The sequence below is a fragment of the Acidovorax sp. GW835-FHT14G06 genome, assembly GCF_058793595.1.
In genome coordinates, this window is record NZ_JBXAGA010000004.1 from 95,295 (window position 1) to 109,496 (window position 14,202).

At 64.2% G+C, this 14,202-nt stretch carries 11 protein-coding genes; 5 read left to right on the top strand and 6 right to left on the bottom strand.

Going from position 1 to position 14,202, the window contains the following annotated elements; genetic code table 11:
• Positions 1 to 67: 67 nt before the first annotated feature.
• The 5 genes from AC1Q64_RS07805 to AC1Q64_RS07825 form a co-directional block, all read right to left on the bottom strand.
• The gene (locus AC1Q64_RS07805; RefSeq protein WP_492250949.1) at positions 68 to 2,020 is read right to left on the bottom strand and encodes a PhoX family protein; all 1,953 of its coding nucleotides are present in this window, start codon (positions 2,018 to 2,020) and stop codon (positions 68 to 70) included.
• 258 nt (positions 2,021 to 2,278) lie between these two features.
• A complete protein-coding gene (locus AC1Q64_RS07810) occupies positions 2,279 to 3,070 on the bottom strand; it encodes a FecR family protein (protein ID WP_492250950.1) in 792 nt (263 codons plus the stop codon).
• Complete coding sequence (locus tag AC1Q64_RS07815) at positions 3,018 to 3,872, bottom strand: BPSS1780 family membrane protein (RefSeq protein ID WP_492250951.1); 855 nt, start codon at positions 3,870 to 3,872, stop codon at positions 3,018 to 3,020. The genes AC1Q64_RS07810 and AC1Q64_RS07815 overlap by 53 nt, the downstream gene beginning before the upstream one ends.
• Before the next feature lie 168 nt (positions 3,873 to 4,040).
• Entirely contained in the window at positions 4,041 to 4,994 is a 954-nt protein-coding gene (locus tag AC1Q64_RS07820; RefSeq protein ID WP_492250952.1) for a homoserine kinase, read from the bottom strand.
• A gap of 105 nt (positions 4,995 to 5,099) precedes the next feature.
• The gene (locus tag AC1Q64_RS07825) at positions 5,100 to 5,468 is read right to left on the bottom strand and encodes a hypothetical protein (protein WP_291435426.1); all 369 of its coding nucleotides are present in this window, start codon (positions 5,466 to 5,468) and stop codon (positions 5,100 to 5,102) included.
• A gap of 52 nt (positions 5,469 to 5,520) precedes the next feature.
• On the opposite strand from AC1Q64_RS07825, the gene polA reads away from it, so the two are divergent.
• The 5 genes from polA to AC1Q64_RS07850 all read left to right on the top strand — a co-directional run bounded on the left by polA (position 5,521) and on the right by AC1Q64_RS07850 (position 13,050).
• A complete protein-coding gene (gene polA / locus AC1Q64_RS07830) occupies positions 5,521 to 8,319 on the top strand; it encodes a DNA polymerase I (RefSeq protein ID WP_492250953.1) in 2,799 nt (932 codons plus the stop codon).
• Between the two features lie 319 nt (positions 8,320 to 8,638).
• Entirely contained in the window at positions 8,639 to 10,033 is a 1,395-nt protein-coding gene (locus tag AC1Q64_RS07835) for a serine hydrolase domain-containing protein (protein ID WP_492250954.1), read from the top strand.
• 160 nt (positions 10,034 to 10,193) lie between these two features.
• Positions 10,194 to 11,093: a helix-turn-helix domain-containing protein gene (locus AC1Q64_RS07840; RefSeq protein ID WP_291434727.1), complete on the top strand. Its 900-nt coding sequence runs from the start codon at positions 10,194 to 10,196 to the stop codon at positions 11,091 to 11,093.
• 394 nt (positions 11,094 to 11,487) lie between these two features.
• Complete coding sequence (yghU, locus tag AC1Q64_RS07845; RefSeq protein WP_492250955.1) at positions 11,488 to 12,396, top strand: glutathione-dependent disulfide-bond oxidoreductase; 909 nt, start codon at positions 11,488 to 11,490, stop codon at positions 12,394 to 12,396.
• Positions 12,397 to 12,417: 21 nt separating this feature from the next.
• Positions 12,418 to 13,050, top strand: coding sequence for a glutathione S-transferase family protein (locus AC1Q64_RS07850; protein WP_492250956.1), 633 nt, complete (start codon positions 12,418 to 12,420; stop codon positions 13,048 to 13,050).
• A gap of 191 nt (positions 13,051 to 13,241) precedes the next feature.
• Here AC1Q64_RS07850 and AC1Q64_RS07855 read toward each other — a convergent pair whose 3' ends face one another.
• Positions 13,242 to 14,132 carry an NAD-dependent epimerase/dehydratase family protein gene (locus AC1Q64_RS07855; RefSeq protein WP_492250957.1) on the bottom strand — a complete coding sequence of 297 codons (891 nt, stop codon included), beginning with the start codon at positions 14,130 to 14,132 and terminating at the stop codon, positions 13,242 to 13,244.
• Between the last annotated feature and the right edge of the window lie 70 nt (positions 14,133 to 14,202).

Here is a 14,202-nt window from a genome sequence, read left to right on the forward strand (position 1 = left end):
TTTTTGAAGCGGGCCGCACCGGGTGCAGCCCTGTTGGCCTCTAGCTCAGGCTGGTTTCAGGCTGAGTTCAGGCCTGGTTCAGGCTGGGCTGCTTGGCCGCTGCCGTCAGGTAGCCCACGGCCGCGCCGTTCTTGTTCTTGTAGTTGGCCTTGATCATCGGGTCCAGCGTGTCCTTGACCACGCTGTGGATGGCGCCCCAGTCACCGGCGTGCTGGAAGTTGCTCATGATGTACGTCCAGCCGTTGATCTCGTCCACGGCGTGCAGGCCGGTGGACTCGCCGCCCGAGGGGATCGACATCACGCGCGACAGCTGCTTGGTGTCCACGTTGTAGGCCCACAGGAAGTTGTTGACGTGCTGGCTGCTGTCTTCGCCGATGAACAGGGTGCGCATCTTTTCGGAGAACTTGAGGTTGTCCGGGTTGGCGATGTTGTTGGGGTTGGCGGTGTTGCCCAGGGCGTCGGCGGTGATGTCTTCACCGGCCAGCAGCACCTTGGTGTCCACGGGCATCCATTCGCTGTTGATGGTGCCGCCAGCGGTGTCCTTCTGGCCACCCTTGAGGTTCAGCGCCATCACGGCGCCGGCCACCAGTTGCTTGGGCACCGAGATGCCGTTGCCCGGCACGTTGGCGGCGTTGCCTGCCACCATGGACGACTGGATGTTCTGCAGCGCAGAGTAGGCAATCTTGTCCTTGGCGTTGACCGTGGTGCCTTCCATCTTGGTGAAGCCCAGGCTGGCGCCGAGGTAGGCGGCGTAGCGGTGGGTTTCCAGGAAGGCAGCGGCCTTTTCCATGCCAGGGTTCAGCTTGATCCACTCGGTCTTGCCGTTGGCCACGATCTTGGTGTAGCTGGCATCGGCCGGGTCGGTGGTCTTCACGGTCATGATGTCCGTGGGCTTGAGCGTGTTGGCCAGGTTCTCGATCTCGGCGCTGGTGGCCGAGCCCATCTTGATCCAGGTGAGGGGCGCTGCTGTGCCGACCTTGGGGTCGATGGAGAAGCCGCTGCCCACCTTGGCAACGTACAGCGTGCCGGACGACAGGTCTTTTTCCTTGTCGGCCACGAACACGAAGTAGCCGCTGTTGGTGGCGTCGTCGCCCATCAGCGCCGTGCGGTTGTCAGGCATCACCTGCACCAGCTCGTGCGAGATGCGGCCCATGCAGAAGTGCTTCTTGATGCTGGCGGTGCCATCGGGGTTCACCGTCACTTCGGGCATGTGGCCGTAGTGGTAGGGATTGGCCTTGGTTTCGTCGCCATACAAGTTCTTGCTGTAGGCCTTGAACATGGCGTTGCTGGCGATGCTGAACGCATCGGGTTCGTATTCTTCGCTCGACAGGTGGGTGCCCCAGGGCGACAGGCTCGCGCCGCAGGTGATCCACAGGCCGTGCACCTTGGAGGTGTCCACGTTGTGGTACTTCACCAGGCTCAGCTTGCCGGTGGTCTGGTCCTGGTCCAGCGTCAGCACGGCGATGGGCGAGGGCAGCTTGCCGTACATGTCGGTCTTGCCGTCTTGCGCCCAGGTGGTGTATTCAAACTGCACCACGGCAAACACGGCCTTGCCCTTGAGGCCAGTCACGGTGGGGTTGGCCACGGTCAGCAGCGAGGTGCCGTCGGGCGAGTCCGAGAAGTACTGGCGTTCCTTGCCAGCCACCGTGGCGTCGATGATGGGTTTGTTGTTGATGTCGTAGTAGCCACCCGACAGGATGGTGCCGCCCTTGCCGTCGGACACCATGTCGCCCGTCACGAAGAACGGCTGGTAAGCCAGCTGGTACGAGCGCACCGAGTCGTCGCTGAGCTTGATGTTGAGCGTGGAGCCCACGGTGGTCGTGGCCATGGCAGCGGCGTTGGCCAGGGTGGGGGCTGCCATCGACGTGAAGCTGGCCGACACATAGCCGGGCGCGGCGGAGTCGCTGCCACCGCAGGCGGTCAGCAGGGCGGCCGAGGCGCTGGCGCTGAGCGGCAGCATGGGAACGCCGGCCAGCAGTTGCAGGGCCTTGCGGCGGGTGGGCATCGTCGGTTGGGTCATTTTCGGAGTGTTTCCAAGTGGGTATGCGAACGGGCATGCCACGCCCTGATCCGACCGGGAACCTTGTTGGAAAGGCGTGTGGGGCGGGTGGCATGGAATCCAGCCCGCGATCCTAGGAACGCCCCGTGACAGTGGTTTGACGTTTGTGTGACGGTTTGACGCAGTGCCTGACGCACTGCGTAACGGCACCTCAATGCGCGCCGCGCAGCCATCGCGGCGCGCTGCGGCTCAGCGCGGCAGAGTACCGCTGAGCAGCGTTCAGTCCCGGGAGCCGGGCGGGCCGTAGGAGTTGCCGCTTCCGTAACTGTTGGCCGGTGCGGCCGCGCCGCCGCTGCCGTCCTTGACGCCCTTGCGGCCCGACACCTGCCACGCGGTGCGCTGGTTGACCAGCCCCGCCAAGAACTCCATCTCTTCGTCCGTGTGGTTGATGGCACCGGCCGGAGTCAGCAGCCGGCCATTGCGGGGTGCGGGCTCAGCCCAGAACGACTGGTGGTAGCTGGACTGGCTCACCAGGCGCTCGCCGCCTGCCGTCAGCTCCACCGTGCCATAACAGTTGCAAAGGTAGCCGCGCTGGTCCTGGTCGGCAAACACCTCGGCGTACACGCCGGTACCTCGAATGCCTGCGGTAGCCGTGGGCAGCGCAATCTGCCGGTCGGGGCCGCGCCCCCACACCGTGGCCACCGCACCGCTGAGCAGGCGCAGCAGCTTGACGGCCGTGGGGGTGTCGCTCTCCATCGCCATGCGTGAGTTCTGCCGCACCATGAAGGCGCTGTCGCCCACCGAGAACACCAGGCTGGCACCGGGCCCAGTTTCGATGTGGTCGTTGGCGCTGATGGTGTGCTGCGCGGTCAGGGGCTCGCCATTGCGCAGCACCTCGCCCCGCACCTCCACGATGTTGCTGCGCGCCTGGGCATGGGCGGCGGCCCAACCACCGCCTGCCACCCACAGCGCGGCGGCCTGTACCACGCTGCGCCGCTGGAACCAGACCAGCTCGTCGTCAGAGCGGCCCTGCAGGGGGGGTGTCGGGTGGATTGGGGGGCGGGTTGTCATGGGGCGCCTCTTCTTGCGCAGGGGTGGATGGGGGCTCGAAGCAGTCGCGGAAGGTGAAGACCACCGAGGTGAAGAACATCGCCGCCATCATCATGGCGGCGCCCACCATGATGCCACCGGCCATCGATCCCGCCAGCCCCGCCACGGCCAGCAGTGCAGACACGATGCTGACCACCAACCCGCCCAGCAGAAACACCCCCAGCCAGCCCAGCCCATAAACCAGGAACGCGCCAAAGTTGCGCACGCAGGCCACGATGCTGAAGAACAGTGCCTTGACCGGCGGCACACCATGCCAGTGCACCAGCCCCGGTGCATGCCAGAACAGCAGCGACAGCGGCAGGTACAGCACCATCGACAGCCACATGGCGCGCTGGAAGTCCGGGTTCTCGGCAATCTCCCGGGTCATGGGCGCGCCACCCAGGTACACCTGTGCAAACTGCCCGCCGTCGAGCAGGGCCGACAGGCCCATGATGCCGAGGAAAGCCACCGCATACAGCACACCCAGTGTCAGCATGTCGCGCAGCCGCTCGCGCCCGGTGCGAAACGCCACCAGCAGCACCGTGGGCATCGGAAACCGCCCTTGCGATGCCTGCGCCGCCGCCACCATCATGGCCAGTGTTGCCGACGGCAGCAGTACCAGTGCAATGGCTGGGCCCACCAGCGGGATCATCGTGGCCAGCGACATCGCCGCCATGGTCATGAAGAACAGCGCAGCCAGCGCCATGGGCTGCCGCCAGAACGCCCGGACGCCGAGCTTGACCCAGGCCATGCCGGTGCGTGCGGGAACGATGTGGAGTTTCATGAATACGTTGGAAAGGAGGAGAGGCCCAGCACCGCTGGCTGCGCCCCGGCGCCAATAAGGGGCGCCGAGCGGCTTTCGATGCCGAGTGGGCGAATAAGGTCGAATTTACCCCACTGCCCCAAACCGGTGGCTGGGCCAGGGGTTAGAGGCTGCCCGTCCGTTGTGGGATCAGCCCGCGTGCACGGGCAGGGCCAGTCGCCCGCGCAGCACGCGCTCGAAGTGCGTGGGGTCGTGGGGCTTGAGCATGGAGGCCTCGCGCGGCAGGTAAAAGTCCCACAGGCGCGAGATCCAGAACCGCAGCGCCCCGGCGCGCAGCATGGCGGGCAGCAGCTCGCGCTCGGCGGCCGTCAGCGGGCGCACGGCCTGGTAGGCGTCCAGCATGCGCGTGGCGCGCTCAGCATCGTGTGCGCCGGTGGGCAGGTCGATGCACCAGTCGTTCAGGCACACGGCCAGGTCAAACAGCCAGGTGTCCACACCTGCAAAGTAGAAGTCGAAGAAGCCGGTCAGCTCTTCACCCTCGAACATCACGTTGTCGCGGAACAGGTCTGCATGCACGGGCCCGCGCGGCAGGGCGGCATAGGCGGAGCTGGCGGCCACGTGGTTCTGGTAGGCCAGCTCGGACCGCAGCAGCGCCGCCTGCGCGTTGTCAATGTGGGGCAGCACCACCGGCACGGTCTCGTTCCACCAGGGTAGGCCGCGCAGGTTGGGCTGGTGGCGGTCAAAGTCGCGGCCTGCCAGGTGCATGCGGGCCAGCATGGTGCCCACTGCGGCGCAGTGCACGCCTTGTGGCGCCAGCTGGCTCTTGCCGCGCAGCTTGTTGACCACGGCGGCAGGCTTGCCACACACGGTGTGCAGGATGTCGCCGTTCTTGTCGGCACGCGGGTCAGGCACGGGCACACCGCCGTGCGCCAGGTGCTTCATCAGGTACAGGTAAAACGGTAGCTGCTCGGCCGTCAGGCGCTCGAACAGCGTCAGCACGAACTCGCCCTGGTCGCTGGTCAGAAAGTAGTTGGTGTTCTCGATGCCACCCTCAATGCCGCGCAGCTCCACCAGCTCGCCCAGTTGCAAACGGCGCAGCAACTCGCGCGCCTCGGGATTGGAGACTTCGGTAAAAACGGCCATCGCTCAGGGGGTCGAAGAAATGAGAAGGGGAGGGGCTAAACAGCAGGCGGCGGGAGGAGGCTTAACCGGTGGCAGCGCAGTGTGTGCGTGCCACCCTGCAGGCCATCAGAACTTGAACACGTTCCAGACGCGGGGTGCCGTGGTGGTCTCTGCGCCATTGTTGCCGCCAGCGCGGCTGCGCGCGCCGTCAGGCGACTGCACTTCGTAGGCGGGCAGGCTGCCGGTTTTGGGCTGCACCGAGATATTTTGGGTCTGCCCGCCTACCCGCAGCTCATCCACACGGCTGCCTGCGTCTTCGATCTGGATGCGCTCCGTGCGCTGGTTGGTGCGGCCAGACAGGGGCTCGGGATCGGGCAGCGCCTCGCGCTGTGCGCCAGTGCCTGAGGCGGTCGGGGCAGGGGATGGAGACGGGGTTTGGGCCAGGGCATTGCCGCAGGCCATGCCCAGCAGCAGGAGAAGGTGAACAGCGCGCATCGGGCGATTGTAGAGCGCCGCCCGGCGGGCGCTGCCCGTGCACAATTGCCGCATGAGCAACAAAAAGACCCTGGTGCTGGTGGATGGCTCCAGCTACCTCTACCGCGCCTTCCACGCCATGCCCGACCTGCGGGCCGTGCCGGGCGACCCCACAAGCCCTGCCACCGGTGCCATTCGCGGCATGATCAACATGATGCAGGCCCTGCGCAAAGAGGTGGTGGCCGACTACGCCGTCTGCGTGTTCGACGCCTCGGGCCCCACCTTCCGCGACGCCCTGTACACCGAATACAAGGCCACGCGCTCGCCCATGCCCGACGACCTGCGCAGCCAGATCGAGCCCATCCACCAGGTGGTGGACCTGCTGGGCTGGAAGGTAGTGGCCGTGCCCGGCGTGGAGGCCGACGACGTGATCGCCACCCTGGCCCACATGGCCGCAGCGCAGGGCATTGAAGTCATCGTGTCCAGCGGCGACAAAGACTTGAGCCAGCTGGTCAACGAGCACATCACCATCATCGACACCATGAGCGGCAAGCGCCGCGATGTGGCGGGCGTGACGGCAGAGTTTGGCGTGCCACCCACGCTGATGGTGGACTACCAGGCCCTGGTGGGCGACACCGTGGACAACGTGCCCGGCGTGACCAAGGTAGGGCCCAAGACGGCCGCCAAGTGGCTGGAAGAATACGGCTCGCTCGACAACCTGATTGCCAACGCCGACGCCATCAAGGGCGTGGCGGGCAACAACCTGCGCGAGGCGATTGCCAGCGGCCAGCTGGCCTTGAGCCGCCAGCTCGTCACCATGAAGACCGACTGCGCGCTGGCCGACTACATCCCCGGCCTGCCTGGGTTTGATGACATCACGCTCGACGCGCCAGACAACGCCGGCCTGCTGCCGTTTTACGAACAATACGGCTTCAAGGGCCTGGCCGCCGCCATCAAGGGTGCATCGGCCCCCGCAGCCACCGCTCCCACCGTTGCCATGCCCGGCCAAAGCGGCGATTTGTTTGCCGATCATTCCGCCAGCACCGTGGCTGAGGAAGCCCAGCACCGCACCGTGGTGTACGACACCATCCTCAACTGGGCCGACTTTGACCAGTGGCTGGAGCGCCTGCACAAGGCCCCGCTCACGGCCATCGACACCGAGACCGACTCCCTCGACGAAATGCGTGCGCAAATCGTCGGCATCAGCTTCAGCGTACAGCCCGGCGAGGCCGCCTACATCCCCCTGCGCCACGAAGGCCCCGATGCCCCCGCGCAACTGCCGCTGGACGAAGTGCTCGCCCGCCTCAAGCCCTGGTTGGAAAACCCTAAGCACCACAAGCTGGGCCAGCACATCAAATACGACCGCCATGTGTTCGCCAACCACGGCATCGAGGTGCAGGGCTACGCGCACGACACCATGCTGCAAAGCTACGTGCTCGAAGTGCACAAGCCCCACAACCTGACCAGCCTGGCCGAGCGCCACACCGGCCGCAAGGGCATCACGTATGAGGACCTGTGCGGCAAGGGGGCGCACCAGATTCCGTTTGCGCAAGTGCCGGTCGACAAGGCCGCCGCCTACTCGTGCGAAGACTCCGACCAGACCCTGGACGTGCACAACGCCCTGTGGCCCCTGCTGCAGGCGGATGACAAGCTGCGCTTCATCTACGAGTTGGAGATGCAGAGCAGCGAGGCCCTGTACCGCATCGAACGCAACGGCGTGCTGATTGACGCCCCCACGCTGGCCGCGCAAAGCCACGAGCTGGGCCAGCGCATCCTGCAGCTCGAAACCGAGGCGTACGAAATTGCGGGCCAGCCCTTCAACCTGAGCAGCCCCAAGCAGCTGGGCGAAATCTTCTTCGACAAGCTGGGCATGCCCGTGGTGAAGAAGACCGCCACCGGCGCCCGCAGCACCGACGAAGAAGTGCTGGAAAAGCTGGCCGAGGACTACCCCCTGCCCGCCAAGCTGCTGGAGCACCGCAGCCTCGTCAAGCTCAAAGGCACCTACACCGACAAGCTGGCCCAGCTGGCGCTGCCACGCACAGGCCGCGTGCACACGCACTACGCGCAGGCTGTGGCCGTCACAGGCCGTCTGTCCAGCAACGACCCCAACCTACAGAACATCCCCATCCGCACCCCCGAAGGCCGCCGCGTGCGCGAGGCCTTTGTGGCCCCCGCAGGCCGTGTGATCGCCAGCGCCGACTACTCACAGATCGAGCTGCGCATCATGGCCCACCTGAGCGGCGACCACTCGCTGCTGCACGCCTTCCACGCCGGGCTTGACGTGCACCGCGCCACCGCTGCCGAGGTGTTTGGTGTGGAGGTCGATCAGGTCACCAGCGAGCAACGCCGCTACGCCAAGGTCATCAACTTTGGCCTCATCTACGGCATGAGCAGCTTTGGCCTGGCCAAGAACTTAGGGATAGAGACCAAGGCCGCAGCCGCCTACATCGACAAATACTTCCAGCGCTACCCCGGCGTGAAGCAGTACATGGACGAGACCAAGGCCGCCGCCAAATCCATGGGCTATGTCGAAACCGTGTTTGGCCGCCGCCTGTACCTGCCCGAGATCAACTCCCCCAACGGCCCCCGCCGCGCCGGCGCCGAGCGCGCTGCCATCAACGCGCCCATGCAGGGCACGGCGGCAGACCTCATCAAGCTGGCCATGGTGGCGGTGCAAAAAGAGCTGGACGCCCACAAGCCGGACATCAAGATGATCATGCAGGTGCACGACGAACTGGTGTTCGAGCTACCCGAGAGCGAGGTGGACTGGCTCAAGACCCACATCCCGCGCTTGATGGCGGAAGTGGCTGCGCTGAAGGTGCCGCTGTTGGCGGAGGTCGGTGTAGGGTTGAACTGGGATAAGGCGCACTGAACCAAAGACAGGCGGGCTGGAGACCAGAATTTATGGTGTTTTGGCATCTAGCGCTTACTAGGTAAGCGCTGTAAGCTATAAAATTTGTAGCAATCGGCCATGTTGCCCCTGCGCGGCTGCACGGCGCCAGGCACCGCCATAGCTGGTGCTATGGCAAGCGGCGTCTCCTCGGCGCGTCTTCTCCAAATTCCTGCTGCAACACAAGCGACAGCACGGCCGACTTTCGGTATTGGGCTGTCCTTTTTCCGGTAGAAGCCGTGGCAGCTTCTGCCGACACTGAGTGCTCCGCGATTCACAACATCGACACTCAGGAGACAAGATGATCCACCCTCAATCGACTCGCAGAGGCTTTTTGGCACTTGGTAGCAGCTTGGTTGCAACATCGGCAGGCCTGGTCGCCGGCTGTGGGTCCGCTGAAGCCGCGGCCTCTTCATGGAACACCGCGCTGCCGCTCAAGCAAGTCAGCCTCTCCAATGGCGCGCTGGTCAGCGGTTACGTGAGTGATCGATTCATGCCGGTTTTTGATGAGTTTGTCCGCAACTTTGAGCAACGCGGAGAAATTGGCGCATCTCTGGCAATGACCCACAAGGGCCTGCCAGCGCTCGAAGCCTGGGGGGGCTTTGCCGACACGCTCTCCGCCAAGCCAAGTCGGCCCTGGCAGCGCGATCAACTATCGCTCGTGTTTTCCTGCACCAAGGCCGCGACCGCGTTGTGCGCACACATCCTCATTGCCGAGGGAGTACTGGATCTGAACCGTCCCATCGCGCACTATTGGCCCGAATTTGCGGCCCAGGGCAAAGGGGCGGCCACGGTACGGATGGCCTTGCATCACTCCGCAGGAGTCCCCGCAATTCCGTTTGCAACCCCTGTTCCTGACCAGGCCTGGGCCGATGTGGACTACATGACCAAAGCCATCGCACAGATGAGCCCCTGGTGGGAGCCGGGCACCATGCAGGGCTACCATGCCCTTACCTTTGGCTGGTTGATAGGGGAACTGATACGCCGTGTTTCCGGTGTCTCTCTCGGAAAGTTCTTTCATGATCGTGTCGCAAATCCATTGGGAATGGACTTCTGGATTGGGTTGCCGTCGGAGCATCTGGAACGCGTGGCTCCGATGCTTGGCACCAATGAAACGCTTCCAGGGGATCCCTTCATGTCCAGGATCGGGCTTGATCCCACAGGTTTGCAAGCGGCGGTCTTCTTCAACGCGGGGGGGTGGTTTGGTACGCCTCCCAGTACCCCGCCGGCCTACAACTCTCGGCTGTCGCTTCAGTCAGAAATAGGCGCAGCAGGCGGCGTGACCAACGGAAGAGGCCTTGCGACCATGTATGCGGCGTTGGTGAATGCCGGTGGTTTTAATGGCGTTCGGCTCCTTCCCGACGACTACGCGGCGCAGCTCGGTACGATTCACGCTGCCACCGCAATAGATCAAACGTTTCGCATGTCCAGCCGCTTCGGGCTGGGCTTCCACGGCGCGATGGACAACCGGCAGCACGTTGCCAATGCCTCCATTGCCCTCGGAACTACCGCCTACGGCCACGCCGGTTTTGGCGGAAGTATCGGGTTTGGTGATCCGGCAGAGCAGATGTCCTTCGGATATCACATGACACGCATGGCCCCTGGTGCGGCATTGAATGAACGCGGCCAATCGCTGGTCGACGCTGCCTATGCGGCGCTACGCTATCGCTCCAAGCGCAACGGGTTTTGGGTGTAGGCCCCGTTGTCTCAGTACCATCCCTGATAGAGAAACGGGCGGTTCGGAGACACAGTTGGGCATGTCCTCCGAGTTCATTCCCTTAGACGGTGCGCCTGGCGGTTGGCCTGCAACCACCCGATGGCGCACCGTGTTGGAGACCCAAACCGCTGACCGCGCAATGGAACTTCTCCAGAGTGTTTACACCCCCCACGCGCTCAACATCCCGCGCGACAAGCGTGTTCGATTCAGCTACCGTGAGTTTGAACTTGGCGCATTGCATTGCGGCTCGGTCGAATACGGCTGCGACGTGTCGTTCGCGACGACAGTGCCGACTGACTATTTGAATCTCAGCATGCTGTGCCGGGGGTATGCAAAGACGGATGACCGTGTCTTCAGCGCTGGCGATGCCGCAGCGATCAATATCGGCGACCAGCCTGCCATGCGCCTTTCTGCGGACTCGCGAATCGTCAACTTGAAGATACCCGCCTCCGATTTGATGAAGACTTGCAAGATGCTATACGGGCATTCTTGGGACGGAGACACACCGAGGTTCAAAACCTGGATGGATGCCCAATCCCCTGAATCACGCTGGCTGCAATCTGCGGTAGCTTGCTTGGCCCAGGTGCCGCATACGGGGCATAGCTCCGATGTGGACCTTGCAAGCAGAGTGAGTGAAGGGCTCCTGATGCAGCTTGTGCTGACCTGGCCAACTGACAACCATCCGTACAAGTCGCAGGACCTGGCGACGGCATCGATTGTGAAACGAGCAATGGACTACATTGAAAGTTCGTTGGACCAGGCCCCTCGGCTGGAGGACCTCGCCCAGGTGACGGGTGTAGGGATACGTACCCTGCACCGCGCTTTTTCAAACCATGTCGGCATATCGCCGATACGCTACGCACTCAAAAGACGGCTGGAAAAAGCCCATCTCATGCTGACCACGTCGCCTTGCTCGCTCACCGTGGCAGAAGTCGCCACAGCAGCGGGGTTTCACAACTTCGGAGACTTCTCCGCGAGTTATCGCCAGCATTTTGGCGAACTGCCCAGTGCCGCGCGAAAGCGACGGAAGCCGCGGTAGGTGCAGACTTTACGGACACCCGTGGCGCTTGCCGGAATCGCGCGTGCACAGGCGCGCATCGACTGGTGGTGCTGGGGTCGACCGCCTTTTTCAGCGTTTTTCAGCCCTGCCGTGGCGCGGCAGGCTTGGGGTAGGCGTATCACGTCACGGATGAGCCTACGGTCTATGATTTCGCTGCGTGTCAAACGACACAGTTTTGGCCGTGAGCCGGAGCACTATTGAGTCGACACCAACCCATTTGAAGCCGTTCACTGAGCGTAGTCAAAGCGCCGCGCAAGGCTTCGACAGGCTCAGCCCGAAGGGTTGTTTCAAGTTCAATGATGCCGACTCAATAACGCTTCCGGCAAAGGCCATTCCGCTCTTCATCCACATCATTTGCTTGGAGCCCCTCCGCATGTCTGATCCCACCCCCTACACCCCACCCGCCATCTGGCAATGGAACAAAGAAAACGGCGGCCAGTTCGCCAGCATCAACCGGCCGATTGCCGGAGCCACACACGACAAAGAGCTGCCCGTAGGCCGCCACCCGCTGCAGCTGTATTCGCTGGGCACGCCCAATGGCGTCAAAGTCACGGTGATGCTGGAAGAGCTGCTGGCCCAAGGCCACAGCGGGGCGGAGTACGACGCGTGGCTGATTCGCATCAACGAGGGTGAGCAGTTCGGCAGCGGGTTCGTGTCTGTCAACCCCAACTCCAAGATCCCGGCGCTGCTGGACCGTACCGACCCGGCCAACCCGGTGCGGGTGTTCGAGTCCGGCGCCATCCTGATGTACCTGGCCGAGAAGTTTGGTAGCGCCTTTTTGCCCAAAGACGGCGCGGCGCGGGCCGAATGCCTGTCTTGGCTGTTCTGGCAAATGGGCAGTGCACCTTTCGTGGGCGGCGGGTTTGGTCATTTTTATGCCTATGCGCCGGTCAAGATCGAGTACGCGATCGACCGCTATGCGATGGAGGCCAAGCGCCAGCTCGATGTGCTGAACCAGCGCCTGGCCGTGACCGAGTACGTGGCGGGCAATGAGTACACGGTGGCGGACATCGCGATCTGGCCCTGGTACGGCTTGTTGGTGAAAGGCCAAGCCTACAACGCGGGCGAGTTTTTACAGGTGCACGAATACACGCATGTGGTGCGCTGGGCCGAGCAGGTGGCCAAGCGCCCTGCTGTGCAGCGCGGGCGCAAGGTGAACCGTGTTCAGGGCGACCTGGCCAGCCAGTTGCGCGAGCGGCATGACGCCAGCGACTTTGACACCAAAACGCAGGACAAGATCGAGGCGGCGGCAGCGGCAGCAGCTTCTTCCCCCGCACGCTGAGTGTTTTTGCAAGGCGTCACCATGATCACTTTGTACGACTGCGCCACGGCGCCCAGCCCGCGCCGGGCGCGCATCCTGCTGGCAGAAAAGGGCGTGGCCCACGACACCGTGCAGGTGGACCTGCGCAGCGGCGAGCAACTGGGCGAGGCCTACCGCCAGATCAACCCGCAGTGCACGGTACCCGCGTTGCGCAGCGAAGAAGGTCTGCTGCTGACCGACAACGCGGCGATCACGGCGTATCTAGAAGCGCGCTACCCGCAGCCTGCACTGCTGGGCGAGACGCCTGCAGAAAAGGCCGAGATTGCGAGCTGGAACTGGCGCATGGAGTTCGAGGGCCTGCAGGCCATTGCCGAGGCGCTGCGCAACAGCGCACCCGCCATGGCCAACCGGGCGCTGCCCGGCGCGGTGGACTACCCGCAAATCCCGGCCCTGGCCGAGCGCGGGCTGGTGCGCGTGGGGCAGTTTTTTGCCCTGCTCAACGAGCGCCTGGCAGACCGCGACTTCATTGCCACTGACCGCTTCAGCGTGGCCGACATCACGGCCGTGGTAGCGGTGGACTTTGCGCGTGTGGTCAAGCACAAGCCGGGCGAGCAGCAACCGCACCTGCTGCGCTGGCGCGCGGCCATGGCGGCGCGCCCGTCGATGTCGTTGTAGCGGTGTCAGCGCATGGCCGGATGTGCCATGCGGTGCAGCTGACGGTTGCTGCCGCGCTGCTCTGAATGCTATAAATGCTATCGATTGGATAGCTGTTAGCGCTTTACTGATAAGCGCTACAGGGCGTTTTTGCTTGAAATTTTGGCGCGAAGAAGCTCGGCCTTCTGCCGCGCGTGGCGTTCGTCACCTCATCAGCGCCAGGCGCTGGCCACCAGCTGGCTGTAGTGCACGCCTTTGCGCCCCAGTAACTGCTCGAAAACGGCCGGATTGCCCACGTTGTCGCTGCCCAGCATGCTCAGGGTTTCGGTGCACCAGGGCACGCTGGGCACTGCGTCGCCCAGGCGGGCGCTCAGGTGGGTCAGCGGGTCGGGCAGGCGCAGCACATGGGCCTTGCCGTGGCCCAGTTGCTGGCGCAGGCTGGCAATGAAGTCGCCCATGGTCAGGGCCTCGGGTCCGGCGCACTCGACGATCCCTTGGGTGGCGATGGCGGGCCCCAGAAGTGCAACGATGGCGGCGGCCAGGTCGTGCACCGACACCGGCTGCACCCGCGCCGTGAGCATGGGGCCGGGGAACAGTGCCACCGGCAGGCGTGCCAGGTTCATGAACAGCGCGCTGCTGTCGCCGCCTTTGCCAAACACCACGCTGGGCCGCAGGATGGCGGGGTGCAATGCCCCTTGACCAGCCAACGCCAGCAGGTGGTTGTCTGCAGCGCGTTTGGTGGTGGCGTAGCGGGTGGCGCTGCCTTCAATGCCCAATGCCGAGATGTGCACGACACGCCGCACGCCCGCCTGGGCGCAGGCATCAAACAGGGCCATGGGCGTGTGCTGGTGCACGGCGTCGATGGGGCGGGCCCGGCTGTCGCGCAGCACCCCTACGGCGTTGACCACGGCATCGATGCCTGCCAGACGGGGTAGCCAGGCTTGGGCGGTGGTGTCGCGTGCAAAGTCCATGGGCACCTGCAGGGCGCCGGGCAACCGGTGCCGGGGAGAGACGCCACCATGCACCTGGTGCCCCGCACGGGTAAGTGCTGCGGCCACGGTGCGGCCCACGAAACCGGTGGAGCCGGTGAGCAAAATGTTCATCAGCGTTGTCCTGCGAAGAATGCGAAGTGTGCAAAAAACGGAGAGGTCCTGCGCGGACCTCCTGAGGCCT